The following is a 24,123-nucleotide window of genomic DNA, read 5'->3' on the forward strand; positions in this document are numbered from 1 at the left end:
GGTCCCCGGCCGGGCCCGCCCCGGGGCCCCGGCCGAAAACCGTTTGCCGGGGACCCGTGCCGCCCCCGGTAGACTGGAGACATGGCAGTGATCCTCACGCATTAGACGGCGTCCGACCGCGACCCACCGCGACCACATCGTCCGACTGCCGTCCGCCACGTTCTGGAGCTTCTTCCCGTGATTACTGCCACCGGCATCGAGCTGCGCGCCGGAGCCCGCGTCCTCATCGAGTCCGCCTCCTTCCGCATCGCCCGCGGCGACCGCGTCGGCCTGGTCGGCCGCAACGGCGCCGGCAAGACCACCCTCACCAAGGTGCTCGCGGGCGAGGGCCTGCCCGCCGGCGGCACCGTGACGCGTTCCGGTGAGGTCGGTTATCTGCCCCAGGATCCGCGTACCGGCGACCTCGACGTCCTGGCCCGCGACCGCATCCTGTCCGCCCGCGGCCTGGACACCGTCCTGCGCAAGATGCGCGAGAACGAGGACCGGATGGCCAACGGCAAGGGCGCCACCCGCGACAACGCGATGAAGAAGTACGCGCGCCTGGAGACCGAGTTCCTCACCAAGGGCGGCTACGCCGCCGAGGCCGAGGCCGCCACCATCGCCGCCGCCCTGGGCCTGCCCGACCGGGTCCTCGCCCAGCCGCTGCACACGCTCTCCGGTGGTCAGCGCCGCCGCGTGGAGCTGGCCCGCATCCTCTTCTCGGACGCCGACACCCTGCTGCTCGACGAGCCGACCAACCACCTCGACGCCGACTCGATCGTCTGGCTGCGGGACTTCCTCAAGACCTACCGCGGTGGGTTCATCGTCATCTCCCACGACATCAACCTGGTCGAGACGGTCGTCAACAAGGTGTTCTATCTGGACGCCAACCGCTCCCAGATCGACGTCTACAACATGGGCTGGAAGCAGTACCTGACCCAGCGCGAGGCCGATGAGAAGCGCCGCAAGCGCGAGCGCGCCAACGCCGAGAAGAAGGCCGCGACCCTCAACGCCCAGGCCGACAAGATGCGCGCCAAGGCCACCAAGACCGTCGCCGCCCAGAACATGGCCCGCCGCGCCGACAAGCTGCTGTCGGGGCTGGAGGCGGTGCGGCAGTCCGACAAGGTCGCCAAGCTGCGCTTCCCCGACCCCGCGCCGTGCGGCAAGACGCCCCTGACCGCCGAGGGCCTGTCCAAGTCGTACGGCTCGCTGGAGATCTTCACCGACGTCGACCTGGCCATCGACAAGGGCTCCCGGGTCGTCATCCTGGGCCTCAACGGCGCCGGTAAGACGACGCTGCTGCGGCTGCTGGCGGGCGTCGAGCAGCCCGACACCGGGGAGGTCGTGCCCGGGCACGGCCTCAAGCTCGGCTACTACGCCCAGGAGCACGAGACCCTCGACCCCGACCGGACCGTGCTGGAGAACATGCGCTCGTCGGCGCCCGACATGGACCTGGTCGCCGTCCGCAAGATCCTCGGCTCGTTCCTCTTCTCCGGCGACGACGTCGACAAGCCCGCCGGCGTGCTGTCCGGCGGCGAGAAGACCCGGCTGGCGCTCGCCACCCTCGTCGTCTCCAGCGCCAACGTGCTGCTGCTCGACGAGCCCACCAACAACCTCGACCCGGCCAGCCGCGAGGAGATCCTCGGCGCGCTGCGCACCTTCACGGGCGCGGTCGTCCTCGTCACCCACGACGAGGGCGCGGTGGAGGCGCTGCAGCCGGAGCGGATCATCCTCCTGCCCGACGGCGTCGAGGACCTGTGGGGCCAGGACTACGCCGACCTCGTCACGCTCGCCTGATCCTTCCGGTGCCCGCTGCCGATCATCCGTGTGGATCACTCCACTGGATCATTCGGCCGACGGGTGATCCTTCATCTGTGTGAGACCGGCTCGTACACCGGCGCGGGAACGTGCGAAATACCGGACGTAGGAATGGATCAGCCGCGTCACATGGGGAAACTCCTTACCGGCCCGGGTGACCTGCCTTTTCTCCGCCGCGCTCCGGAGGGAGTCCGGGACGGCCCGGCGGAATGCCGGATTCCACTTGCCCGGCGCCGGGTGTCCGCGTCAACGGCGCGCCAAATGTTGTCGCACGGACCTTGCCGAATGGGTGGCCAGGAAGTCTCCTAGGGGTGATCATGAGAGTCACAGAGCGCACTTCCCTAGAGGAGGCACGGGTGGCCGAGACTCTGAAGAAGGGCAGCCGGGTGACCGGCGCCGCGCGCGAGAAGCTCGCGGCAGACCTCAAGAAGAAGTACGACGGTGGAGCAAGCATCCGGGCGCTGGCCGAGGAGACCGGCCGCTCGTACGGCTTCGTCCACCGGATGCTCAGTGAGTCCGGCGTGACCCTGCGCGGTCGCGGCGGGGCGACACGGGGCAAGAAGGTTTCCACGGCCTGACACAGCCGGGCGCCCCGTGCGGCGGCTCGGAGTCGTGGCAGCGCCACCCGGTCGCGGAAACGGCCGACCGGGTGGTTACTCTTCGGTAATCCAGACTGCGGATCGCCAGGAGGTGCCCGATGTCCGACCCCATTGTGTTGCTGGAACGTGACGGCGTACGACTCGTGACGGAGGATTCCGTCGCCACCGTCACGCTGTGCAACGCGGCCAAGCGCAACGCCCAGTCGCCCGCCATGTGGCGGGCGCTGGTCGAGGCCGGTCGTCTGCTCCCGGGCGGCGTACGGGTCGTCGTGCTCCGCGCGGAGGGCGTGTCCTTCTCCGCCGGGCTGGACCGTCAGGCCTTCACGCCTGAAGGGTTCGACGGCGAGCCGTCGTTCATCGACCTCGCACGGGCTCCCGAGGGCGAACTCGACGCCACGATCGCCGAGTACCAGGCGGCGTTCACCTGGTGGCGGCGGAACGACGTCGTCACCGTCGCCGCCGTGCAGGGGCACGCCATCGGAGCGGGTTTCCAGTTGGCCCTCGCCTGCGACCTGCGCGTCGTCGCCGACGACGTGCAGTTCGCCATGCGCGAGACCAGCCTGGGCCTGGTCCCCGACCTCGCCGGCACCAAGCCGCTGACCGAACTGGTCGGCTACGCCCGGGCGCTGGAGATCTGCGCCACGGGCCGCTTCGTCGGCGCCGAGGAGGCCTGTGCCAGCGGCCTGGCCAACGTCGCCGTCCCGGCCGCGGAACTGGACGCCACGGTCAAGGACCTGGTGGGCGCCCTGCTGGCCGCGCCACGCGACGCGGTGATCGAGACCAAGGCCCTGCTCCGCGAGGCCGCCGGCCGTTCGTACGACGCGCAGCGGGTGGCCGAACGCGCCGCGCAGGGCCGCCGGCTGCGGGACCTGGCGGGCGTGGGGGAGTAACGCCCCGACCGGGCGCGCGCACCGGACCGGGCGCCCGGCGCCGACGGCGTCCGCGCGCCGCTCCGCGGCCGCGGTGTCGCGGGCCGGGTCCCGGTGGCTCAGCGCTCGGCGATGTCGGTGACCACGACGGTCGTGATCTCCTGCGTCACGGCCGTCACCGCCGTGGCCACCGCCCGCCCGACGTCCAGGGCACGGTGACCCGCGTCCACCGCGATCTGCACCTGTGACGGATGCCGCCTGCCGCCCAGTCGCGAGGTCAGCCCGGCCACCCCGGGCACCGCCGCCGCGACGCGGCCCGCGGTGGTGGCGGTTCGCCCGCCCTCCGGCGGGTCGTCGGCGTCCGCGGGGTGCGCCGCCGACGGTCCGCCCTCCTCCAGCAGTCCGGTGACGGTCAGGTCGACCGCCTCCGGCTCCAGACCGACGCCCTCGGTCGCCGCCTCCCACAGCGCGTCGCGCAGCCGTCCGGCCGACTCGGGCAGCGGAAGCTCCGGGGTGGCCTCGAAGCCGGCCTCCACCCGCAGCGGCCGCCTCGGCAGCGCCCCGGACGGCGCCGACTCCGGCAGCACCGTTGTCGCGTTTCCGGGCTCCCCGTCCTGTGGTCCGTCGGGTGCGTCCCGTCCGTCAGGTCCGTCCGCCGTGCCGATGCGCAGGGTGCCCAGGCGGATCCCGGGCACCGCGTCGGCGGCCGCGCGCAGCACCCCGGCCGCCGCCCGCTCGGTGACCCACACCGTGTCCCCGGGCCCGCCGAGGGGGAGCACCCGGCCGTGCCCGAGCTGCCGGCGTACCGCACGAGCCAGCCGGTCCGCGGTCATCGGCCGTCGCCTCCCTCCACCGCGCGCGTCCGCGCGGACCGCCATCCTGGCCCTGATCGCTGCATCCTCACGGCGCGACGGGGCATGCCCACATAGTGTGGTGCACGGAGCAGCCCGTACCGCTCCCGCCATCGGAATCCCGAAGGGAAGAGGTGCGATGACCGACACCGCGCAGCAGCCGGAGGGGCGGGGCCGGACCCTGGAGAAGGGGACCAGCCCGGCCGGCAACGCCACGTCAGGGCAGCGGCGGGCGCCCCTGGGCGATCCCGCGACGCGCGGGCGGACCACCATCGCGGACGGCGTGGTCGAGAAGATCGCCGGGCTTGCGGCGCGTGACGTGGAGGGCGTGCACGCCCTCGGTTCCGGGGTCTCCCGCGGTTTCGGTGCGGTCCGCGACCGGGTGCCCGGCGGCAAGTCCGTGACCCGGGGCGTCCGGGCCGAGGTGGGCGAGGTGCAGGCCGCCCTCGACCTCGACGTCGTCGTGGACTACGGGGTCTCGATCGTGGCGGTCGCGCACGGGGTGCGCGAGAACGTCATCGCGGCCGTTGAGCGGATGACCGGCCTCGAGGTCATCGAGGTCAACATCGCGGTGGGCGACGTCAAGCTGCCCGAGGACACGGACGACGACGACCAGGAGCAGCGGGTCCAGTGACGGGCCCCGGGCGGGAAACAGGGAGCGGACGATGAGCATGGCCGTGCTCGGCTTGATCGTCGGGATGGCGCTCGGATTCGCCGGGTACTTCGGTGGGTTCGCGGCCTTCCTGCTCGTGGCGGCGCTCGGCGCCGTCGGGTTCGTCGTCGGCCGGTTCCTCGACGGCGACCTGGAACCAGGGGAGTTCTTCCGCAGCCGTGACCGGAGGCGGTGAGCCCCCGGATGACGACCGCGGTGCCGACGCCGGCGTCCTCCGTTCCGCCGCCCCTCGTCCCCGGCGAGCGCGGTTCGCTCCGCCTCGCCGACCGCGTGCTGGCGAAGATCGCCTCCCAGGCGGCCCGCGAGGCGCTGGCCGACGCCCCCGGCAGGGAGTACGTGCCGCGCGGGGCGCGCCCCCAGGCCGGCGTCTCCGTCCACCGCGAGCAGGTGTACGTACGGCTCTCCGTCGAACTCGGCTACCCGGTGGACATCGCCGCGGTGTGCCGCGCGGTGCGCCGTCATGTCGCGGTCCGGGTCGAGGAGTTGACCGGCGTCGTGGTCTTCGGGGTGACCGTGGAGGTCGAGCGGCTGCACTCACGGGCCAGCCACATCGTGGAGGAGGCGAGGGTCCGGTGAGCGACCTCGGCCCGGCACCCCTGCCGCCGACCGGACGGCCGCCGTACGGCTCCCGCCCGCGGCGCTTCTGGTCCCCGCGCCGCCTCCCGGCCGCGATCACCGCCGCCCTCCTGGCCGCCGCGGCCGGGCTGCTGCTGTACGACGTCGCCGCGGTGCGCGCCGGACGGCCCGGGATGGCCTGGCGCCGGATCCTCGCGGACGAACTGGCCACCCGCCCCATGGACGACCCGTGGATCCTGGCCGGGGCCTGTGTGGCGGTCCTGCTCGGCCTGTGGCTGCTCGTCCTCGCCGTCACTCCGGGGCTGCGCGACGTGCTCGCCATGCGCGCCGGAACGGCGCCCGTACGGGCCGGACTCGACCGCCACGCCGCCGAACTCACCCTGCGCGACCGCGCGGTGGAGGTCTCCGGGGTGCGTTCGGCGCGCGTCACGGTGACCCGCCGCACCGCCACCGTGCGCGCCGTGATCGCCTTCCGGGAGACGGAGGCGGTCCGCGCCGATCTGGCGTCCTCCCTGGCCGACGCCATGGAACAGCTGGGCCTGGCCCGGCCGCTGGGCCTCGCGCTGCACGTCCGCCGCATGGAAGAGGGGTGAGGCGCGGTGCGCGCCACCGTCAATCGTGTCGTCCTCGCCCTCGTCGGGCTGGCCCTGGTGCTCGCCGGCGCCGCCGTGCTGTGCTCCGCGACGGGCCTGCTGCGCCGCCCGTACACCGGGCGGGACGACGTGCTGCTCAGCGGGGGCGACCGGAGCCGCTACGAGGACTCCTCGTGGTGGTGGCCCGTCGTGATCGGCGTGCTGGCGCTGCTCGTGCTGGGCGCCCTGTGGTGGCTGCTCGCCCAGGTGCGCGACCGCAGGCTGCGCCGGCTGGCGGTGGACGCCGACGACGACGGTGTGGCCCTGCTGCGCGGCCGCGCACTGGAGGAGATCATCGCCGCCGACGCCGAGCAGCTCCACGGCGTCGACCATGCCACCACCGCGCTCATGGGCACGCCCACCGCGCCCCGCGCCCGGCTGCAGCTCGCGCTGTCCCCGCATGCCGTCCCCGGCGACGTCCTCGCCGGGCTCGACTCCGCCGTCCTGGACCGCGCCCGCGTCAGCGCCGGCCTCCCCCGGCTCCCCGCCGAGGCGCGCCTGCGCGCCGTCAGCCACCGGGCCGCCCGCGTCAGCTGACCGCGCCGGTGCGCGACGGACTGCGCGACGGACGGGGCGGCGGGGCGCGCCGCTAGAAGCCGCCGCGCGCCCCGCCGTCCACCGGGAGCATGACCCCCGTCAGGTAGGACGCCGCGGGCGACAGCAGGAAGGCGGCGGTTCGTCCGAACTCCTGCGGGGTGCCGTAGCGGCGCAGCGGGATGCGCTCGCTGAGCCGGGCGCGGGCGGCGTCCGCGTCCCCGGTGAGGGCGTCGAGCTCGCGGACGCGGTCGGTGTCGATCCGGGCGGGCAGCAGCCCCACCACGCGGATGCCGCGCGGTCCCAGTTCGTTGGCCAGGCTCTTGGCGTAGCCGGCCAGGCCCGGCCGCAGGCCGTTGGAGACCACGAGCCCGGGGATCGGCTCGTGCACCGAGCCCGAGAGCACGAAGCCGATGACGCCGCCCTCGCCGAGCTCGTCGGCGGCCGCCCGGGACAGCCGTACGGCACCGAGGAAGACGGACTCGAACGCGTCCCGCCACTGGTCGTCGCCGATGACGTCGGCGCCGCCCGCCGGCGGCCCGCCGACGCTGATGAGGAAGCCGTCGAGCCTGCCGAACGCCCGGCGGGCGGCGGCGACCAGCCGCTCCGGCGCCTGGGGCCCGGCGTTGTCCGCGACGACGCCGGTCGCCCGCTCCGCGCCGCCGAGCGCCGCCACGGCGGCGGCCACCGACTCCTCGTGCCGGCCGCTGACGACCACCCGCGCGCCGTCCGCCACCAGTTCCCGTGCGGCGGCGAAGCCCAGCCCGCGGGTCCCGCCCGTGACGACGTACACCCTGTCCTTCAGCCCGAGGTCCATGGCGTCATCGTGCCCCATCGCGGCCGGAGAGGGTGAGCGCGGTGTTGACCAGGCCGATGTGGCTGAACGCCTGCGGGAAGTTGCCCAGCTGGCGCCGGTCGACCGGGTCCCATTCCTCCGCCAGCAGGCCGACGTCGTTGCGCAGGCCCAGCAGCCGCTCGAACAGCTCGCGCGCCTCGTCGGTGCGGCCGATCCGGTGCAGCGCGTCGGCGAGCCAGAACGAGCAGGCCAGGAAGGCGCCTTCGCCGCCGGGCAGCCCGTCCACGCTGCTGTCCTCCAGGGTGTAGCGGCGTACGAAGCCGCCGTGGTCCAGCTCGCGGCGCACCGCCTCCACCGTGCCGACCACCCGGCTGTCGCTGACGGGGAGGAAGCCCACCTGCGGGATCAGCAGGGTCGCCGCGTCCAGTTCCTTGGAGCCGTAGTACTGCGTGAAGGTGTTGCGCTCGCGGTCGAAGCCCTTGCGGCACACCTCCCGGTGCACCTCGCTGCGCATCGCCCGCCAGGAGTCCGCGTCACCGGAAAGGTGCGGCTGCCCCTCCAGGGTGCGCACCGCCCGGTCGGCGGCCGCCCAGGCCATCACCTTGGAGTGCACGAAGTGCCGCCGGTCGCCGCGCACCTCCCACAGGCCCTCGTCGGGTTCGTGCCACTTGGACTCCAGGAAGTCCATCAGCGTGCGCTGCACCGCCCAGGCGTGGGGCTCGTCGCGCAGCCCGAAGCTGCGGGCCAGGAAGAGCGAGTCCAGGACCTCGCCGTAGACGTCGAGCTGGAGCTGCTTGGCGGCGGCGTTCCCGGTCCGCACCGGCAGGGACGCCTCGTACCCGGCGAGCCAGTCCAGCTCCTCCTCCGGCAGCCGGCGCTCACCGGCCAGCCCGTACATGATCTGCAGGTCGGCGGGGTCGCCGGCGACGGCGCGCAGCAGCCAGTCGCGCCAGTGGTAGGCCTCCTTGAGGTAGCCGGTCTCCACCAGCACGTTCAAGGTGAGCGTCGCGTCGCGCAGCCAGCAGAAGCGGTAGTCCCAGTTCCGAACCCCGCGGATCTCCTCGGGCAGCGAGGAGGTCGCCGCCGCGACGATGCCGCCGCTGGGCGCGTACGTGAGCGCCTTGAGGGTGATCAGCGAGCGCAGCACCGCGTCCCGCCAGGGACCGTCGTAGCGGCACTTGGCCGACCAGGACTCCCAGTCCGCGCAACTCTGCTCCAGTGCCCGGAAGGGGTCGATCAGGCGCGGCCGGCTCTCGTGGGAGGGGTGCCAGGTCAGGACGAAGGCGATCCGCTCGCCCTCGGCGACGGTGAAGTCGGCGTGGGTGGCGAAGCCCCGGCCGTACATGGGCACCTGCGGCTCGGCGCGCAGCCACACCGAGTCCGGCCCGGCGATCGCGACGCGGTGGCCGTCGGTGCGGCGCATCCAGGGGACGACCCGCCCGTAGTCGAAGCGCAGCCGCAGCTCGCTGCTCATGGCGACGTGTCCGCGCACGCCCTCGACGATGCGCATGACGTCCGGTGCGCGATCGCGCTGCGGCATGAAGTCGATCACCTTGGCGGTGCCGTCGCGGGTCTCCCACACGCTCTCCAGCACCAGGGTGCCCTCGCGGTACGAGCGGCGCGTGCACGGCTCCTCGTCCCAGGCGGAGGCCGGGGCGATCCGCCAGGTACCGTTGTCCTCGTCGCCCAGCAGCGCGGCGAAGCAGGCGCCGGAGTCGAAGCGGGGCAGGCACAGCCAGTCGATGGAGCCGCTCCTGGAGATCAGCGCGACGGTTTGCAGGTCACCGATGACCGCGTAGTCCTCGATCAGTGCCGCCACGGTCGGCCTCCGTCTCTCCCGCTACGAGGGTCCCCGCTCTACGAGGGTGCCCCCGGCACTAGGGCGACGCGACCGCAGCGGCGGCCGGCTCGGCCGTGGTGCTCTCCTGCGCCGCCGCGTCGCGGGCGGCGAGCCGCTCCCGCCGCTCCCGGCGGACGAGGATGACCCAGCCGACCGGCACCATGGCGGTGAACAGCCACCACTGGATCGCATACCCCATGTGCATGCCGATGCTGCCGTGGTCGGGATCCGGGATCAGCTCGGGCTGCCGCCCGGAGGGCTTGGGGGAGGTCGCCACCAGCTCGATGTAGCCGCCGACCGGCCGCTCCGCCGCGGGCAGGTCCTTGGCCACCATCCCGCTGTTGATCAGCATGATCATGCGGTCGGGCAGCCCGCCCTTGTTCCTGATGCCGGTCGCCGCGGTGGTCTCGTCCGGGCGCAGCCGGCCGGTGACGGTGATCTCGCCGGACGGTGCCGCGGGGACCTCGGGGAACGTGGTCAGGTCGGTGCCGGCGGGAATCCAGCCCCGGTTGACCAGCACCGACCGGCCGTCGGCCAGGACCAGCGGGGTGATCACGTGGTAGCCGATGCTGTCCCCGTCGGCGGCGGTGCGCTGGCGGGCGACGACCTCGTGGGCGGTGTCGTAGTGCCCGGTCGCGGTGACCGTGCGGTAGATCTGCCGCTTCGGCACGGCCGTGCCGGGGGCGGTCAGGGACTCCACCGGGACGGGCTCCGCCTCGAGGTTGTCCGCGATCAGGTGGTTGCTGGCCACCCGGCGCTCGTGCCGGTGCAGCTGCCAGAAGCCCAGCTCGACCATGGCGGGCATCAGGAGCAGTGCGATGAGGGTGAGGATCACCCACTGCCGGGACAACAGGAAGCGGTACACCCCATGACCGTACAACTCGGTCGCGGGGCGCCTTCCGGAGGGGTCGGACGGTGCCCGGGCGCGGCCACCGGGATCAGCCGCCGGGATCAGCCGCCGCCGGGCAGCGAGCCGACCCGGTCGACGATGCCGCTGCGGCCCTCCGCCTTGGAGCAGTGGCCGCCGCAGTACCAGTGGCCGTCGACCTCGACCCCGTGGCCGACGATCCGTACCCGGCAGTGCTCGCAGATGGGCGCCATCCGGTGGATCGCGCACTCGAAGCTGTCGAAGACGTGCACAGCCCCCTGGGCGTGCACTTCGAAGCTCATCACGTAGTCGTTTCCGCATACTTCGCATCGGGCCATGAGGCCCAGGGTGCGGGCCGGGCCCTGGCGCGGCAATCGGTGACCGGGTGCGTCGCGGGCGCACCACTCGAACGGAGGCGTCAGCCGTGCACGTCCGGCGCGGGGGCGACGTCCCGCAGCAACTCGGCGAAGCGGCGCTCGTCGACGACCGGGGTACCGAGCTGCCGGGCCCGTACGGCCTTCGTGGTGAGCGAGTCGGGGTCGTTGGTCACCAGGAGGCTGGTCAGCCGGCTCACGGAGGACGACACGTGCAGACCCGCCTCGGTGGCGCGGTCCTCCAGCAGTTCGCGGTCGATGCCCGTGTCGCCCGAAAAGGCGACCCGCATCCCCTGGACCAGCGGTCCGCCGGACTCCAGCCGCCCCGGGTTGGGATAGGGGCAGGCCGGCCGCTTCCGCGAGGTCCGCCAGTTCATCGGCCGGTACGTGCTGCGGTAGCCCGCGGAGACCGACTGCCGGGGGACGGCCGTGTCGATCCACTCCGTCAGGGGACGGCAGGCGTGCAGCGGCAACTGCAGTCCGCCCGCCGCGGCCTGCCGCAGGCTGGGGCGGAACACCTCCGCCAGCACGCGCGCGTCGTCCAGGGCGTGGTGGGCGCGCTGCTGGACGACGCCGAAGTGCGCGGCCAGGGACTCCAGCTTGTGGTTGGCCAGCGGCAGCCCCAGCGCCTTGGAGAGCACGATGGTGCACAGCCGGTGCTCCACCGGCGCCACGGTGCCCGCCCGCGCGAACTCCCGGGCGAGCATGGACCAGTCGAAGACCGCGTTGTGGGCGACGAACACCCGGCCCGACAGCCGGTCCGCGAGCTCGGCGGCGACCTCGCCGAAGAGCGGGGCGTCGGCCAGCATGGCCGAGGTGAGGCCGTGGATCCACACCGGGCCCGGGTCACGCTGCGGGTTGACGGGGGTGTACCAGTGGTCCTCCACCTCGCCGCGCGCGTCCAGCCGGTAGACGGCCGCGGACACTATCCGGTCGTCGCGGCCGAGGCCGGTGGTCTCGACGTCCACGACGGCGTATCCGTCGGGGTAGGCCTCTGGCCACGACGGGTGCGGAAGCTGGGGCGCGTGCATGGAGGAACACAATACGGGCGGCCACCGACAGTGCCCGCCGTCACCCGTCCCTGGCGCACCGTCGGATCCCGCCGGGGACGGGTCGGCCGCGGCGGCGCGCGGGGCCCGCCGCGCGCGGCCTCCGTGGGTCAACCATCAATCGCGCGGACCCGGTTGGGCCGTCGCCCCTCCGAGGCGGCCGGCCCGGCGTGATCCCGCGGGTACCCCCGGGTAGAACCGATCGGTAACGACCTCTAGCCCGGGCCGCCGCACGCCCTTAAGGTGCGCGCATGCCGCAACTGCCCGATGCCGTGATGTGGTCCATACCCGCGTTCGTGCTGCTCACCGTCCTGGAGCTGATCAGCTACCGGATCCATCCGGACGAGGACGCCGCCGGCTACGCCGCCAAGGACACCGCGACGAGCCTGTCGATGGGACTCGGCAGCCTGTTCTTCGACTTCCTCTGGAAGATCCCGATCGTCGCGGTCTACACCGCTGTGTACGCGTTCACCCCGTTGCGGGTGCCCGTGGTGTGGTGGACGATCCCGCTGATGCTGCTCGCGCAGGACTTCCTCTACTACTGGCAGCACCGCGGCCACCACGTGGTCCGCATCCTGTGGGCGTCCCACGTGGTGCACCACTCCAGCCGGAAGTTCAACCTCTCCACCGCGCTGCGCCAGCCCTGGACCGGCATGACGTCGTGGGTGTTCTACCTGCCGATGATCGTCTGCGGGGTGCACCCGGCGGCACTGGCCTTCTGCTCCTCGCTCAACCTCGTCTACCAGTTCTGGATCCACACCGAGCGCGTCGACAAGCTCCCCCGCCCGGTGGAGTTCGTCCTCAACACGCCCTCGCACCACCGCGTGCACCACGCCTCGCAGGGCGGCTACCTGGACCGCAACTTCGGCGGCATCCTGATCGTCTGGGACCGGCTGTTCGGTTCCTTCGCGGCGGAGGTGCAGCGCCCGGTCTTCGGACTCACCAAGAACATCACCACGTTCAACCCGTTGCGCGTGGCCACCCACGAGTACGCCGCGATCGCCCGGGACGTGGCCGCCGCCCGCACCTGGCGGGACCGAGCGGGCCACGTCCTGCGCGGTCCCGGCTGGCGGCCGCGGGGCGAGGAGCCGGCGGCGTGACCCGGGAGCGCGCCGCCCGCGCGGCACTGGCCGTCTTCGCGGTGGTGGCCGCGGTCCACCTGGCCGCCCAGCTCGCGGGGTCGGTGACGGCCGACCACCTCACCAAGCCCGTCCTGGTGCCGCTGCTCGCGGTCTGCGCGGCACTGCGGGGCGGCCCCCGGCTGCTGGTCGCCGCGCTGCTGTGCGGCTGGGCCGGGGACGTGCTGCTGCAGCTCGACGGGGACACGTCCTTCCTCGCCGGGATGGGCGCCTTCGCGGCCGGGCACGTCTGTTACCTCACACTTTTCGCCGCCCGCGGAGCGTTCTCCGACCGCCGGCGCGCCGCCGCGACGGCGGCCGGCTACACGGTCGTGTGGTCGCCGCGCTCGTCGTGGTGTGGCCGGGCCTGCCCTCCGGGCTGCGGATCCCGGTCGCCGCGTACGGCCTGCTGCTGACGGCGATGGCGGCCGGTGCGGCCGCGCTCGGCCCGCGGGCGACGGCGGTGGGCGGGGCGCTGTTCCTGCTCTCCGACACCCTGCTCGCGACCAGGCTCGCCGACCTCGCGCAGCTCCCGGCGGCCGACTTCTGGATCATGCTCACCTATCTCGGGGCGCAGTCCCTGCTCGCCACCGGCCGGTACGGTGGTACGACCCCATTCGTACGACCAGCGAGGACGACCACCGTATGCGCGCCACCGTGATCCACGCCCCCCACGACATACGGGTGGAGGAGGTGCCGGACCCGGCGGTCCGGCAGCCCACCGACGCGGTGGTGCGCGTGGTGCTGGCCTGCATCTGCGGCAGCGACCTGTGGGCGTACCGCGGCGAGTCGGCCCGGCAGCCGGGACAGCGCATCGGGCACGAGTTCCTCGGCGTCGTGGAGGAGACCGGCTCCGAGGTGTCCGGGCTCACGCCGGGCGACCTGGTCGTCTCGCCCTTCGTGTGGTCCGACGGCACGTGCGCCTACTGCGCGGAGGGTCTGACGACCTCCTGCCCGGCCGGCGGCTTCTGGGGCCAGGTCGGCTCCGACGGCGGCCAGGGCGAGGCCGTGCGCGTGCCGTTCGCGGACGCCACCCTCGTACGGCTGCCCGCCGAGGCGCTCTCCGACGACCGCCTGCTGGCCGGTCTGCTCACCCTCTCCGACGTGCTGGGCACCGGCCACCACGCCGCCGTCGGCGCCGGTGTGCGGCCCGGGGCCACGGTCGCGGTCGTCGGGGACGGCGCGGTCGGCCTGTGCGGTGTGCTGGCCGCCCGGCGGCTCGGCGCGGAGCGGATCATCGCGCTCGGCCGGCACGAGGCCCGTACCGCGATCGCCCGCACCTTCGGCGCCACCGACGTCGTCGCCGAGCGCGGCGAGGCCGCCGTCGCGGCGGTCCGCGAACTGACCGGCGGCCACGGCGCCCACGCGGTCATCGAGGCCGTCGGCACCGAGCAGTCGATGCGCACCGCCGTCGCCATCACCCGCGACGGCGGCGCCGTCGGCTACGTCGGCGTCCCGCACGGCAGCGGCACCGGCCTCGACCTGAGCGACATGTTCGACCGCAACGTCTCCCTGCGCGGCGGCGTCGCCCCGGTCCGCACCTACATCCCCGAACTGCTCCCGGACGTCCTCGACGGCACCATCGACCCGTCCCCGGTCTTCGACCTCACCGTCGGCCTGGACGGCGTCCCCGGCGGCTACAAGGCGATGGACGGGCGCACCGCGCTGAAGGTCCTCGTCAAGGCCTGACCGCTGCCCGGGCGGCGGAACGCCCGGACAGCGGAACGCCCGGCGGGGATCCCGCCGGGCGTTCCTCGTCTCACGCGGGGCGCGTCACTTCGTGACGGCGTCCAGGGCGTCGACGACGCCGTGGCCGTAGAAGCTGGTCACGTGCCGGCCGGCGGTGCAGGTGGCGTCCTGCACGCCATTGCCGTCCGGGTCGTACAGACCCGTCGGGCAACCCGGGTCGTCGGCCTGGGCCTTGAGCATCCACTGCAGCTGCTCCGGGGAGGCGTGCGGGTGGCGGCTCTTGATGAGCGCGGCGACGGCGGCCACGTGCGGGCTGGCCATCGACGTGCCCTGCAGGTAGCCATAGGTGTTGCCGGGCAGGGTGGACAGGATCCGCCCGTTGGCCGAGGGGGTGGCGGGGATCTGGTAGCGGTCGCCGCCGGGGCCCGCGACGTCGACGACGCCGAGACCGTAGCTGGAGTAGTACGACTTCAGCTTCTGCACACCGGTCGCGGAGACGGTGACGACGCCCGGCAGCTGGGTCGGGATGTCCCAGCAGACGTGCGGGTCGATGGTCCGGGTGACCGGGGTGGTGTCGTCGGGGCTCGTCGCGTCGACGATCGCGTCCGAGTCGAGGTCGTGGTTGGAGTTGCCCGCGGAGGCGACGTTCAGCACGCCCTTCTTGTGGGAGTACTGCGCGGCCCGGTTGACGGCGTCGACGATGGCCCGCTGGTCGGGGTCGCCGAAGCAGTTGTAGAGCCACGGGTCGATGTAGTAGCTGTTGTTGGTGATCTCGACGCCGTGGTCGGCGGCGAAGACGAAGGCGCAGACCACGCTCTCCGGGAAGAACAGCTGCGTGACGGGGTCGGCCACCTTGATGGAGGCGACCTTCACGCCCGGGGCCACTCCGGCCACGCCGATCCCGTTGCGCGCCGCGGCGATCTCACCCGCGACGTGCGTGCCGTGGTAGGCGTCCGGGGTGTACGGGCGCCAGGCGCCGGGGCTGGTGTCGGCCTTGCCGCCCACGCAGTTGGCGGACTGCGAGGCGGAGAAGTTGGCGGTGAGGTCCGGGTGCGTGTCGTCGACGCCGGTGTCGATGACGGCGACGGTGACCTTGCGGCTGCCCGGGTTGATCCGGGCGGCCTTGTCGGCCCTGATGGCCGGCAGGTCCCACTGGTCCGGCTCCATCGGCTCCTGCGCGGCGGTGGCCGCGGACTTCGCCCGGGCGGCGTCGGCGGCCGTGATCTCCTGCACCGCGCCCAGCTCCGTCGTCGACGCCGTGGACAGCGCGGCCGTCCGGGTCGCCCCGGCGGTCTGCACACCGCGGACCTTGCGCATCTCGGAGGCGAACGCGGGGTTCGCCGAGTGGACGACGATCACGCCGATCCGGTCGTAGGTGGTGACGACGTCACCACCGCTGCGGGACACGGCCCGCTCCACGGACTTGATGGTTCCCCGGTCGGTCTTGGTGTTGACCACGTACGACAGCGTCGGGCCGTCGTACGCGGCACTGCCGCCGCCCGAGGCGGATCCGGCGGTGGCGGCCGAGGCGGCGTTCGGCAGGAAGGCGAGAGCACTCGCCACCGCGACACCGATCGGTATCGCGAAGGCGCGGCGCCGTCTTGGCAGTGGAGCCATGGGATCTCCAATCGTCCAAACGCCCGTCCTGGCGGCCGTGTTGCCCTTGGACGGGTACATGACGCTGGAAGCTATCGCCGCCGTCGGCGCGCTATCAATGGATTGGTAAAGAAAGCTCAAGTTCCGGTTGCCGAGGAACAACCAGTTTTCAACTACCGCCCCCTGTCGGCGGCCGTGGTCGCGCATCTACCATGCGCGGGTCCGATCTTTACGTGACGTAGCTCACGTCGGCGCCCCCGTGCGCCCACGCGGGTCGCGTCGCCTGTTCGTGCCCTCTCAAGCTCCGCCCCACAGGAGGCATCGTGGACCCCGCACGACCGTCGGCAAGCTCCGGTCCGCCGTCTGCCGACTCGTACGCCGAGGTGCAGGCGAGCGCGGAGTTCGCCCAACTGCGCCGCTCATACCGCTCGTTCGCGTTCCCGCTCACGGTCGCTTTCATCACCTGGTACCTGCTCTACGTCCTGCTGTCGAACTACGCCGGCGGCTTCATGGACACCAAGGTCGTGGGCCACATCAACGTGGCCCTCGTCTTCGGGCTCGCGCAGTTCGCCACCACCTTCGGGATCGCCGTGTGGTACTCCCGGCACGCGAACGCCAAGCTCGACGCCCGCGCGGACGCCATCAAGGCGAGCCTGGAAGGCCCTGGCCCCCAGGGCACCGACGACACCGAGAGCACGGAGGCCACCGCATGACCGCGCTGCACACCACGGGAGTCCAGGTGGTCGCGGTCGGCGCGAGCGAACACCGACCGCTCATCATCACCCTGTTCTCGGTGTTCGTCGTCGCGACGCTCGGCATCACCGTCTGGGCCGGCCGCCAGACCAAGGACGCCACCGACTTCTACGCCGGCGGCCGTTCTTTCAGCGGCTTCCAGAACGGCCTGGCGATCTCCGGCGACTACATGTCGGCCGCGTCCTTCCTGGGCATCGCGGGTTCGATCGCCCTCGTCGGCTACGACGGCTTCCTCTACTCGATCGGCTTCCTCGTCGCCTGGCTGGTGGCGCTGCTGCTGGTCGCCGAACCCCTGCGCAACTCCGGCCGGTTCACCATGGCCGACGCCCTCGCCTTCCGGCTGCGGCAACGTCCGGTGCGCACGGCCGCGGGCATCTCGACCATCGTTGTCAGCATCTTCTACCTGCTGGCCCAGATGGTCGGCGCGGGCGCCCTGGTGGCCCTGCTGCTCGGCATCACCGGTGAGGGGCCGCGCCGCCTGATCGTCATCCTCGTCGGCGTCGTCATGGTGCTGTACGTGACCATCGGCGGCATGAAGGGCACCACCTGGGTGCAGATGGTCAAGGCGGTGCTGCTGATCGGCGGGACCCTGCTGATCACGTTCCTGGTCTTCGCCAAGTTCCACTGGAACCTGTCGTCGCTGCTCGGCGCCGCCGCGGAGAAGAGCGGCAAGGGCGCGGCCTTCCTGGAGCCGGGCCTGAAGTACGGCGTCACGGCCACCTCGAAGATCGACTTCATCTCGCTGGGCCTGGCCCTCGTGCTCGGCACCGCGGGCCTGCCGCACATCCTGATCCGCTTCTACACCGTGCCCACCGCCCGGGCCGCCCGTACCTCGGTGAACTGGGCGATCGGCATCATCGGCTGCTTCTACCTGATGACGATCGCGCTGGGCTTCGGGGCCGCCGCCCTGCTCACCCCGGAGACGATCACCACCTCCAACGCGGCCGGCAACACCGCGGCCCCGCTGCTCGCCCAGGAGATCGGCGGCGGCGCGGACTCCACGGGCGGCGCGATCCTGCTCGCCGTGATCTCCGCGGTCGCCTTCGCCACGATCCTGGCCGTGGTCGCGGGCCTCACCCTCGCCTCCTCGTCGTCCTTCGCGCACGACCTGTACGCCAACGTCATCCGCAAGGGCACGGCGAGCGAGAAGGAGGAGGTCGCGGCGGCGAAGATCGCGGCGGTCGCCATCGGGGCCGTGGCGATCCTGCTCGGCATCTTCGCGGGCAAGCTCAACATCGCCTTCCTGGTCGCCCTGGCCTTCGCCGTCGCGGCGTCCGCGAACCTGCCGACGCTCCTGTACAGCCTGTTCTGGAAGCGCTTCAACACCACGGGGGCGCTGTGGAGCATCTACGGCGGTCTGATCACCTCCGTGGTCCTGGTGGTCTTCTCGCCCGTGGTCTCGGGCAAGGAGACCGCGATGTTCCCCGGCGTGGACTTCCACTGGTTCCCGCTGGAGAACCCCGGGATCGTCTCCATCCCCGTCGGTTTCCTGCTCGGTGTGGTGGGCACGCTCCTGTCCAAGCCGGAAGAGGACGCCGACCGCAAGTACGCGGAGCTGGAGGTCCGCTCCCTCACCGGAGCCGGAGCGCATTAAACAGACTGTTGAACGTCGGTGCCGTCCCGTAGGCTGCGAAGTAACGGGACGGCACTGCCGTCCCACCGACCGGACCCTTAAAGGGAGGCGCGCCGTGCTGATCGACACCTACGGCCGGATCGCGACCGACCTGAGGGTCTCGCTGACCGACCGGTGCAATCTGCGGTGCACCTACTGCATGCCCGAGGAGGGCCTGCAGTGGCTCGGCAAGCCCGAACTGCTCACCGACGACGAGATCGTCCGGCTGGTGCGGATCGCCGTCACCACGCTCGGCGTCAAGGACGTCCGCTTCACCGGCGGCGAGCCCCTGCTCCGCCCCGGTCTGGTCGGGATCGTCGAGCGCTGCGCGGAGCTGGAGCCCCGCCCCAAGCTCTCCCTGACCACCAACGGCATAGGCCTCGCCCGTACCGCGCAGGCGCTGAGGGGGGCCGGTCTGGACCGGGTGAACGTCTCCCTGGACACCCTGCGTCCCGACGTCTTCCAGACCCTCACCCGCCGCAAGCGGCACGATGACGTCGTCCGCGGCCTGGAGGCCGCCCACGCCGCGGGACTGACCCCGGTCAAGGTCAACACCGTGCTGATGCGCGGCATCAACGACGACGAGGCCCCCGAGCTGCTGGCCTGGGCCCTGGAGCGCGACTACGAGCTGCGCTTCATCGAGCAGATGCCGCTCGACGCCCAGCACGGCTGGCAGCGCAGCGACATGGTCACCGCCCAGGAGATCCTGGAGAGCCTGCGGACCCGGTTCACGCTGACCGCCGAGCCCGACGCGGCCCGCGGTCACGCCCCCGCCGAGCGCTGGCTGGTGGACGGCGGGCCCGCCCGGGTCGGTGTGATCGCCTCCGTCACCCGGCCCTTCTGCAGGGCCTGCGACCGCACCCGGCTCACGGCCGACGGTCAGGTGCGCAACTGCCTCTTCGCGCGCGAGGAGACCGACCTGCGCGCGGCGCTCCGCTCCGGTGGCTCCGACGAGGAGGTCGCCGAACTCTGGCGGACCGCGATGTGGGGCAAGAAGGCCGGCTCCGGCCTGGACGACCCCACGTTCCTGCAGCCCGAGCGGCCCATGTCAGCCATCGGCGGCTGAGTTCGACTCCCACTCCTCGAAGGGCACGACGTCCTTCAGGAAGCCGCGGACGCCCAGGAACGACGAGAGGTGCTCGCGGTGCTCCTCGCACGCCAGCCAGGTCTTGCGGCGCTCGGGCGTGTGGATCTTCGGGTTGTTCCAGGCGAGCACCCACACGGCGGGGGCGCGGCAACCCTTGGCGGAGCAGATCGGGGATTCGTCGTTCACGAACCCCATCCAAACATGGCGACGCCGGGCAGCCACGGGGGGAGCCGCCCGGCGTCGGTCCGTCGCTCCGACGGGGGATGCGGAGCGCGTACGCAGTATGTCACGCGGAAAGGCCCGCAGTGCAGTGGATCCCCATGATTGATCTGAGGTTTTCTTGAGCTTCGGAGCGGCCCCTGAGCAGGCCCGGAGCGGTGGAAAGGTTCAGACCTGACCGGAGGGGGAGCGTCCGTCCTCTTCCGGGGTCCGCTCCGCCGGCAGCAGCGGTTCGCCGGGGCCGAGCGCCGGCCGTACGGGCGGCGCGATCCGGGCCGACGGCAGTCCGGGGGCGTTCTCCCGGCCCGCGTTGGCGATGACGACCGCGATGTACGGCAGCACCAGGCCGAGGACCAGCGCGATCCAGGCCAGCGGCGTCGAGACGTGCCACAGGACGACCGCCAGGATGAAGGACAGGGTGCGGACCGACATCGAGATGATGTAGCGCCGCTGCCTTCCGCGGACGTCGTCGGTGAGCCCTGCCGCGGTCCCGGTGATCCGGAAGACCTCGGTACCGCTCCGCTTCCGCATCACGTTCCACCACCTGCTCGAAACGCCGGAAGCCACCCGGTTCCGGCACTGTCCACGGTACGCCGTGGGTTTGCCGCAGAGGAGACCGGGGAGGCCGTCTGCGTGTGACAGCGCCCGCCGTACGGCGTATGGCCGCCTTCGGCATGCGGCGTACCCGGGCCACGCCGAGACTGGCCGCATGAACTGGTTCTGGGCGATCATCGTCGGCATCGTGCTCGGGTTCCTGGCGAAGCTGCTCCTGCCGGGGAGGCAGGACATCCCCTGGTGGCTCACCATCATCTGCGGCATCCTCGGCGCCTTCCTGGGCAACGCGGTCGCCGGATGGATCGGCGTCCGGCACACCGGTGGCATCGACTGGATCCGTCACGTGCTCCAGATCCTCGGCGCGATCCTCGTCGTCGCCGTGATCACCCCGCTGTGGGCCTCGATCCGCGGCAGGCGGCGGCGGACGGCCACCTGACGGGGGCGCCCCGCTCAGGGCTCACGGGACGTGCGGCCGCAGATGCGTCGGGGGCACCAGGTCGGTGAGCCACACGCCGTTGGCGCTCACCCGGAACTCGTGGCCCGCGGCCGCCAGTCCGGCCGCGTCCACCGCCAGCACCACCGGACGGCCGTGCCGCGCACCGACGCGCACGGCCGTCTCCACGTCCGCGGACAGGTGGACGTCCTGCCGGGACATCGGCTTGAGCCCCTCGCGCAGCACGGTCGGCAGGGTGGTGCTGGCCGTGCCGTGGAAGAGGACGGCCGGCGGCTCCGCCGGCGACAGCCCGAGGTCGACCTCCACCGAGTGCCCCTGACTGGCCCGGATCCGCCGCCCGTCCTCCGAGAACGCGTACCGCTTCTTGTTGTTGGTGGCCACGACGTGGTCGAGGTCGGTGCGCGAGAAGCGCCGGCCCGCCCGGCCGGACGCGGCGATCAACTCGTCCACGTCCACCCAGCCGGACTCGTCCAGGGTGATCCCGATCGAGGCCGGGTCGTGCCGTAGCACCCGCGCCAGGAACTTCGAGACCTTGACCGTCTGCTTCTCGTCCATCGCCCCACCCATCGTCCTGGTCAGACCCCCTGGCTGACCGAGCTCATGTTGAAGTCCGGGACCCGCATGGCCGGGAACGCGGCCCGGGTGAACCAGTCGCTCCACTCGCGCGGCAGCGTCCGCTCGGTGCGGCCCACCTCGGTGGCCCGGCCCAGCAGGTCCACCGGCGACTCGTTGAACCGGAAGTTGTTGACCACTCCGGTCACCTCGCCGCCCTCCACCAGGTAGACCCCGTCCCGGGTCAGCCCGGTCAGCAGCAAGGTGGCCGGATCCACCTCGCGGATGTACCACAGGCAGGTCAGCAGCAGGCCGCGCTCGGTGTCCGCCACCATCTCCTCCAGCGACCGCTTGCCGCCGCCGTCCAGGATCAGGTTGCCCCCGGACGGCGTGAACGGCAGCCCGGTCAGACCGGCGCTGTGCCGCGTGGTGGACAGGCGGTTGAGCACGCCCTCGCGCACCCAGTCGGTCGCCTCGACGGGCAGCCCGTTGTCGAAGACCGACGCGGCGTCACCCGAGGCGTGCGCGATGACGAACGGCGCCGACTCCAGGCCCGGTTCGGCCGGGTCGCTGCGCAGCGTCAGCGGCAGTTCCGAGAGCTTCTCGCCGACCCGGGTGCCCCCGCCCGGCCGGCTGAAGACCGTACGGCCCTCCGCGGCGTCCCGGGCCGCCGCGCTCCACTGCTGGTAGATCACCAGGTCCGCCACGGCGGAGGGCGGCAGCAGCGTCTCGTACCGCCCGGCGGGCAGGTCGATCCGGCGCTCGGCCCAGGCCAGGCGCTGCGCCAGGTCGGCGTCGAGGGCTGCCGGGTCGACGTCGGTGAAGTCGCGGGTGCCGGCCCCGGCCCACGCCGAGCGCGACATGTCCTGCGACTTGGCGTTGAGCTCCAGGGTCCCGCTGGGCTGGTCGTGCCGGAGCCGCAGCCCCGAGGACGTGCCCAGGTAGGTGGAGGTGACGTAGTGGTAGGCGAACCCGTACAGCCGCCGGCCGCCGGCCCGGGCCGCGGCGAAGGACTCGCCGAGGGCGGGCGCGAAGGCGGCGAACACCTCGGAGGAGGTCTCGGCCGGCGGCTCGGTGAAGGAGGCGCTCGCCGGCACCCCCTCGACCAGCGGCTGGGCGTCCTCAGCGGGGCCGGCGGCGCGCGCGGCCGCCTCGGCCGCCCGCACCAGCGGCTCCAGTTCGTCCGCGGTGACCGCGGCGCGGGACACCACGCCCGAGGCGGTGCCCTGGGAGCCGTTCACCGTCGCGATCACCGTGAGGGTGCGGCCCCGCGTCACGCCGTTGGTGGTCAGCGCGTTGCCCGCCCAGCGCAGGTTGGCCGAGGACTCCTCGTCGGCGATGACGACGCAGCCGTCCGCCCGGGACAGTTCCAGGGCGCGCTCGACGATCTCGTGGGGCTTCGAAACGGAGCTCATCGACCGGCCTCCTGCGTGGTGTTGAGGATGTTGACGCCGCGGAAGAGCGCGGAGGGGCAGCCGTGCGAGACGGCGGCGACCTGACCCGGCTGGGCCTTGCCGCAGTTGAAGGCGCCGCCCAGGACGTAGGTCTGCGGCCCGCCGACGGCCTCCATGGAGCCCCAGAAGTCCGTGGTGGTGGCCTGGTAGGCGACGTCGCGCAGCTGCCCGGCCAGCCGGCCGTTCTCGATCCTGAAGAAGCGCTGGCCCGTGAACTGGAAGTTGTAGCGCTGCATGTCGATCGACCAGGAGCGGTCGCCCACGACGTAGATGCCGCGCTCGACGCCGCCGATCAGTTCCTGCGTCGACGGCCCGTCCGGCGCGGGCTGCAGCGACACGTTCGCCATCCGCTGCACCGGGACGTGGCCGGGGGAGTCCGCGTAGGCGCAGCCGTTGGAGCGCTCGAAGCCGGTGAGCCGGGCGATCCTGCGGTCGAGCTGGTAGCCGACCAGGACTCCGTCCTTGACCAGGTCCCAGGACTGCCCGGCCACGCCCTCGTCGTCGTAGCCGATGGTCGCCAGGCCGTGCTCGGCGGTGCGGTCACCGGTGACGTTCATGTGCGGGGAACCGTACTGCAGCGTGCCCAGCTGGTCGAAGGTCGCGAAGGAGGTGCCCGCGTAGGCGGCCTCGTAGCCCAGCGCACGGTCCAGCTCGGTGGCGTGGCCGATCGACTCGTGGATGGTCAGCCACAGGTTCGAGGGGTCGACCACGAGGTCGTACGAGCCCGCCTCCACCGAGGGCGCCGCCATCTTCTCGGCGAGCAGCCCGGGGATCTGCGCGAGCTCCGCGTCCCAGTCCCAGCCGGTGCCGGTCAGGTACTCCCAGCCGCGGCCGGCCGGCGGCGCCAGGGTGCGCATCGAGTCGAACTCCCCGGAACCCGGGTCCACCGCGACGGCGGTCAGCTCCGGGTGCACCCGCACCCGCTGCTGGGTCGTGGTCGTCCCCGCGGTGTCCGCGTAGAACTTGTTCTCGTGGACGGTCATCAGGGAGGCGTCGACGTGCGACACGCCGTCGGCGGCCAGCAGCCGCCCGCTCCACTCGGACAGCAGACCCGTCTTGTCGGCATCGGGCACCTCGAAGGGGTCGACCTCGTACGAGGAGACCCACACCCTGTCGGAGTGGACCGGCTCGGCCGCCAGCTCCACCCGCTCGTCGGAGCCCGCCGCGGCGATCACCTTGGCCGACAGCTTCGCCATCGCGACCGCCTGCCCGGCCACGCGCGCCGCGGCGTCCATCGTCAGGTCGACCCCGGAGGCGAAGCCCCACGCCCCGCCGTGCACCACGCGCACCGCATAGCCGACGTCCGTGGTGTCCGACGACCCGGACGCCCTGCCGTCGCGCAACCGCCACGAGGCGCTGCGCACCCGCTCGAGGCGGAAGTCCGCGTGCTCGGCACCCAGGGCGCGGGCGCGTGCCAGCGCCGCGTCCGCGAGCGCCCGCAGCGGCAGCGCCAGGAATGACTGATCGACCTCGTGGGGCACGACGGCCTCCCATTCTGTCCAATCGTCAAGGTCTCCGCAGTGAATCATGCCGCTCCGACAATCCGCCCGCCTGCGGTTTTCTGTAGAGACTCGAC

General features: G+C 72.6%; 26 protein-coding genes and 1 pseudogene. 15 read left to right on the plus strand and 12 right to left on the minus strand.

What is annotated here, in order from left to right; translation table 11 throughout:
* Positions 1-177 precede the first annotated feature (177 nt).
* The 3 genes from PV410_RS23290 (at position 178) to PV410_RS23300 (ending at position 3,286) form a co-directional block, all read left to right on the plus strand.
* On the plus strand, positions 178-1,776 hold the full coding sequence (locus PV410_RS23290) for an ABC-F family ATP-binding cassette domain-containing protein (protein ID WP_499511146.1): 1,599 nt from the start codon (positions 178-180) through the stop codon (positions 1,774-1,776).
* A 377-nt stretch (positions 1,777-2,153) separates the two neighbouring features.
* Positions 2,154-2,375, plus strand: coding sequence for a helix-turn-helix domain-containing protein (locus PV410_RS23295; protein WP_018560612.1), 222 nt, complete (start codon positions 2,154-2,156; stop codon positions 2,373-2,375).
* 119 nt (positions 2,376-2,494) lie between these two features.
* Positions 2,495-3,286 carry an enoyl-CoA hydratase/isomerase family protein gene (locus PV410_RS23300; protein WP_500327343.1) on the plus strand — a complete coding sequence of 264 codons (792 nt, stop codon included), beginning with the start codon at positions 2,495-2,497 and terminating at the stop codon, positions 3,284-3,286.
* Positions 3,287-3,384: 98 nt separating this feature from the next.
* Here the strand turns inward: PV410_RS23300 and PV410_RS23305 are convergent, their stop codons facing one another.
* On the minus strand, positions 3,385-4,098 hold the full coding sequence (locus tag PV410_RS23305; RefSeq protein WP_500327345.1) for a hypothetical protein: 714 nt from the start codon (positions 4,096-4,098) through the stop codon (positions 3,385-3,387).
* Positions 4,099-4,255: 157 nt separating this feature from the next.
* On the opposite strand from PV410_RS23305, the gene PV410_RS23310 reads away from it, so the two are divergent.
* Genes PV410_RS23310 through PV410_RS23330 form a run of 5 tightly spaced genes read left to right on the plus strand, consistent with a single transcriptional unit; the run spans position 4,256 to position 6,534 of the window.
* Complete coding sequence (locus PV410_RS23310; RefSeq protein ID WP_500327347.1) at positions 4,256-4,750, plus strand: Asp23/Gls24 family envelope stress response protein; 495 nt, start codon at positions 4,256-4,258, stop codon at positions 4,748-4,750.
* 31 nt (positions 4,751-4,781) lie between these two features.
* Positions 4,782-4,964, plus strand: coding sequence for a hypothetical protein (locus PV410_RS23315; RefSeq protein WP_018560608.1), 183 nt, complete (start codon positions 4,782-4,784; stop codon positions 4,962-4,964).
* An 8-nt stretch (positions 4,965-4,972) separates the two neighbouring features.
* Positions 4,973-5,365 (plus strand): Asp23/Gls24 family envelope stress response protein, encoded by a 393-nt coding sequence (locus PV410_RS23320; RefSeq protein ID WP_500327348.1) that lies wholly within the window; start codon positions 4,973-4,975, stop codon positions 5,363-5,365.
* Positions 5,362-5,958 carry a DUF6286 domain-containing protein gene (locus tag PV410_RS23325; protein ID WP_500327349.1) on the plus strand — a complete coding sequence of 199 codons (597 nt, stop codon included), beginning with the start codon at positions 5,362-5,364 and terminating at the stop codon, positions 5,956-5,958. The genes PV410_RS23320 and PV410_RS23325 overlap by 4 nt, the downstream gene beginning before the upstream one ends.
* Positions 5,959-5,964: 6 nt before the next feature.
* Positions 5,965-6,534, plus strand: a complete 570-nt coding sequence (locus tag PV410_RS23330) for an alkaline shock response membrane anchor protein AmaP (protein ID WP_500327351.1) — start codon at positions 5,965-5,967, stop codon at positions 6,532-6,534.
* Between the two features lie 52 nt (positions 6,535-6,586).
* On the opposite strand, the gene PV410_RS23335 is transcribed toward PV410_RS23330, so the two are convergent.
* The 5 genes from PV410_RS23335 to PV410_RS23355 form a co-directional block, all read right to left on the minus strand.
* Positions 6,587-7,348, minus strand: coding sequence for an SDR family oxidoreductase (locus PV410_RS23335; protein WP_500327353.1), 762 nt, complete (start codon positions 7,346-7,348; stop codon positions 6,587-6,589).
* Between the two features lie 4 nt (positions 7,349-7,352).
* On the minus strand, positions 7,353-9,146 hold the full coding sequence (locus tag PV410_RS23340) for a glycoside hydrolase family 15 protein (protein WP_500327355.1): 1,794 nt from the start codon (positions 9,144-9,146) through the stop codon (positions 7,353-7,355).
* 58 nt (positions 9,147-9,204) lie between these two features.
* On the minus strand, positions 9,205-10,032 hold the full coding sequence (locus PV410_RS23345) for an SURF1 family cytochrome oxidase biogenesis protein (protein WP_500327357.1): 828 nt from the start codon (positions 10,030-10,032) through the stop codon (positions 9,205-9,207).
* An 86-nt stretch (positions 10,033-10,118) separates the two neighbouring features.
* Positions 10,119-10,373 carry a metallothionein gene (locus tag PV410_RS23350; RefSeq protein ID WP_431963558.1) on the minus strand — a complete coding sequence of 85 codons (255 nt, stop codon included), beginning with the start codon at positions 10,371-10,373 and terminating at the stop codon, positions 10,119-10,121.
* Positions 10,374-10,453: 80 nt separating this feature from the next.
* The gene (locus PV410_RS23355; RefSeq protein ID WP_500327360.1) at positions 10,454-11,440 is read right to left on the minus strand and encodes a DEDDh family exonuclease; all 987 of its coding nucleotides are present in this window, start codon (positions 11,438-11,440) and stop codon (positions 10,454-10,456) included.
* A gap of 269 nt (positions 11,441-11,709) precedes the next feature.
* On the opposite strand from PV410_RS23355, the gene PV410_RS23360 reads away from it, so the two are divergent.
* From PV410_RS23360 to PV410_RS23370, 3 genes and pseudogenes are all read left to right on the plus strand, one after another.
* Positions 11,710-12,558 carry a sterol desaturase family protein gene (locus tag PV410_RS23360; RefSeq protein ID WP_500327362.1) on the plus strand — a complete coding sequence of 283 codons (849 nt, stop codon included), beginning with the start codon at positions 11,710-11,712 and terminating at the stop codon, positions 12,556-12,558.
* Positions 12,525-13,237: pseudogene (locus PV410_RS23365) on the plus strand (lysoplasmalogenase). The gene PV410_RS23360 and the pseudogene PV410_RS23365 overlap by 34 nt, the downstream one beginning before the upstream one ends.
* Positions 13,222-14,265 (plus strand): zinc-dependent alcohol dehydrogenase family protein, encoded by a 1,044-nt coding sequence (locus tag PV410_RS23370; RefSeq protein ID WP_500327364.1) that lies wholly within the window; start codon positions 13,222-13,224, stop codon positions 14,263-14,265. The pseudogene PV410_RS23365 and the gene PV410_RS23370 overlap by 16 nt, the downstream one beginning before the upstream one ends.
* An 84-nt stretch (positions 14,266-14,349) precedes the next feature.
* Here PV410_RS23370 and PV410_RS23375 read toward each other — a convergent pair whose 3' ends face one another.
* Positions 14,350-15,882 carry a S8 family peptidase gene (locus tag PV410_RS23375; RefSeq protein WP_499511131.1) on the minus strand — a complete coding sequence of 511 codons (1,533 nt, stop codon included), beginning with the start codon at positions 15,880-15,882 and terminating at the stop codon, positions 14,350-14,352.
* A 302-nt stretch (positions 15,883-16,184) separates the two neighbouring features.
* Here PV410_RS23375 and PV410_RS23380 point away from each other — a divergent pair, with 302 nt between their 5' ends.
* From PV410_RS23380 to moaA, 3 genes are all read left to right on the plus strand, one after another.
* Entirely contained in the window at positions 16,185-16,574 is a 390-nt protein-coding gene (locus PV410_RS23380; protein WP_499511130.1) for a DUF485 domain-containing protein, read from the plus strand.
* Positions 16,571-18,208 (plus strand): monocarboxylic acid transporter, encoded by a 1,638-nt coding sequence (locus PV410_RS23385; protein ID WP_499511129.1) that lies wholly within the window; start codon positions 16,571-16,573, stop codon positions 18,206-18,208. The genes PV410_RS23380 and PV410_RS23385 overlap by 4 nt, the downstream gene beginning before the upstream one ends.
* A 94-nt stretch (positions 18,209-18,302) precedes the next feature.
* The gene (moaA, locus tag PV410_RS23390; RefSeq protein WP_500327366.1) at positions 18,303-19,292 is read left to right on the plus strand and encodes a GTP 3',8-cyclase MoaA; all 990 of its coding nucleotides are present in this window, start codon (positions 18,303-18,305) and stop codon (positions 19,290-19,292) included.
* Here moaA and PV410_RS23395 read toward each other — a convergent pair.
* Complete coding sequence (locus PV410_RS23395) at positions 19,275-19,508, minus strand: hypothetical protein (protein ID WP_500327367.1); 234 nt, start codon at positions 19,506-19,508, stop codon at positions 19,275-19,277. The two genes, moaA and PV410_RS23395, sit on opposite strands and share 18 nt — an antisense overlap.
* Before the next feature lie 192 nt (positions 19,509-19,700).
* Positions 19,701-20,063, minus strand: a complete 363-nt coding sequence (locus PV410_RS23400) for a DUF3099 domain-containing protein (protein WP_500327368.1) — start codon at positions 20,061-20,063, stop codon at positions 19,701-19,703.
* 178 nt (positions 20,064-20,241) lie between these two features.
* On the opposite strand from PV410_RS23400, the gene PV410_RS23405 reads away from it, so the two are divergent.
* Positions 20,242-20,523, plus strand: coding sequence for a GlsB/YeaQ/YmgE family stress response membrane protein (locus PV410_RS23405; protein WP_499511125.1), 282 nt, complete (start codon positions 20,242-20,244; stop codon positions 20,521-20,523).
* Between the two features lie 21 nt (positions 20,524-20,544).
* On the opposite strand, the gene PV410_RS23410 is transcribed toward PV410_RS23405, so the two are convergent.
* The 3 genes from PV410_RS23410 to PV410_RS23420 are packed head-to-tail and all read right to left on the minus strand — an operon-like array spanning position 20,545 to position 24,028.
* Positions 20,545-21,096, minus strand: a complete 552-nt coding sequence (locus tag PV410_RS23410; RefSeq protein WP_500327370.1) for an RNA 2'-phosphotransferase — start codon at positions 21,094-21,096, stop codon at positions 20,545-20,547.
* 20 nt (positions 21,097-21,116) lie between these two features.
* Entirely contained in the window at positions 21,117-22,508 is a 1,392-nt protein-coding gene (locus PV410_RS23415; RefSeq protein WP_500327372.1) for a metallopeptidase TldD-related protein, read from the minus strand.
* Entirely contained in the window at positions 22,505-24,028 is a 1,524-nt protein-coding gene (locus PV410_RS23420; protein WP_500327374.1) for a TldD/PmbA family protein, read from the minus strand. Before PV410_RS23420 ends, PV410_RS23415 begins: the two co-directional genes overlap by 4 nt.
* Positions 24,029-24,123: the final 95 nt, after the last annotated feature.

The sequence above is a fragment of the Streptomyces sp. PA03-5A genome (genome assembly GCF_033792725.1).
Taxonomy (GTDB): domain Bacteria; phylum Actinomycetota; class Actinomycetes; order Streptomycetales; family Streptomycetaceae; genus Actinacidiphila.

Bases quoted from the DNA above. Each gene is read 5' to 3' on its own strand.
- PV410_RS23300 (WP_500327343.1), top strand. From the start codon at position 2,495: ATGTCCGACCCCATTGTGTTGCTGGAACGTGACGGCGTACGACTCGTG.
- PV410_RS23305 (WP_500327345.1), bottom strand. From the start codon at position 4,098: ATGACCGCGGACCGGCTGGCTCGTGCGGTACGCCGGCAGCTCGGGCAC.
- PV410_RS23310 (WP_500327347.1), top strand. From the start codon at position 4,256: ATGACCGACACCGCGCAGCAGCCGGAGGGGCGGGGCCGGACCCTGGAG.
- PV410_RS23315 (WP_018560608.1), top strand. From the start codon at position 4,782: ATGAGCATGGCCGTGCTCGGCTTGATCGTCGGGATGGCGCTCGGATTC.
- PV410_RS23320 (WP_500327348.1), top strand. From the start codon at position 4,973: ATGACGACCGCGGTGCCGACGCCGGCGTCCTCCGTTCCGCCGCCCCTC.
- PV410_RS23335 (WP_500327353.1), bottom strand. From the start codon at position 7,348: ATGGACCTCGGGCTGAAGGACAGGGTGTACGTCGTCACGGGCGGGACC.
- PV410_RS23350 (WP_431963558.1), bottom strand. From the start codon at position 10,373: ATGGCCCGATGCGAAGTATGCGGAAACGACTACGTGATGAGCTTCGAA.
- PV410_RS23355 (WP_500327360.1), bottom strand. From the start codon at position 11,440: ATGCACGCGCCCCAGCTTCCGCACCCGTCGTGGCCAGAGGCCTACCCC.
- PV410_RS23360 (WP_500327362.1), top strand. From the start codon at position 11,710: ATGCCGCAACTGCCCGATGCCGTGATGTGGTCCATACCCGCGTTCGTG.
- PV410_RS23370 (WP_500327364.1), top strand. From the start codon at position 13,222: ATGCGCGCCACCGTGATCCACGCCCCCCACGACATACGGGTGGAGGAG.
- PV410_RS23375 (WP_499511131.1), bottom strand. From the start codon at position 15,882: ATGGCTCCACTGCCAAGACGGCGCCGCGCCTTCGCGATACCGATCGGT.
- PV410_RS23385 (WP_499511129.1), top strand. From the start codon at position 16,571: ATGACCGCGCTGCACACCACGGGAGTCCAGGTGGTCGCGGTCGGCGCG.
- PV410_RS23395 (WP_500327367.1), bottom strand. From the start codon at position 19,508: ATGGGGTTCGTGAACGACGAATCCCCGATCTGCTCCGCCAAGGGTTGC.
- PV410_RS23400 (WP_500327368.1), bottom strand. From the start codon at position 20,063: ATGCGGAAGCGGAGCGGTACCGAGGTCTTCCGGATCACCGGGACCGCG.
- PV410_RS23405 (WP_499511125.1), top strand. From the start codon at position 20,242: ATGAACTGGTTCTGGGCGATCATCGTCGGCATCGTGCTCGGGTTCCTG.
- PV410_RS23410 (WP_500327370.1), bottom strand. From the start codon at position 21,096: ATGGACGAGAAGCAGACGGTCAAGGTCTCGAAGTTCCTGGCGCGGGTG.
- PV410_RS23415 (WP_500327372.1), bottom strand. From the start codon at position 22,508: ATGAGCTCCGTTTCGAAGCCCCACGAGATCGTCGAGCGCGCCCTGGAA.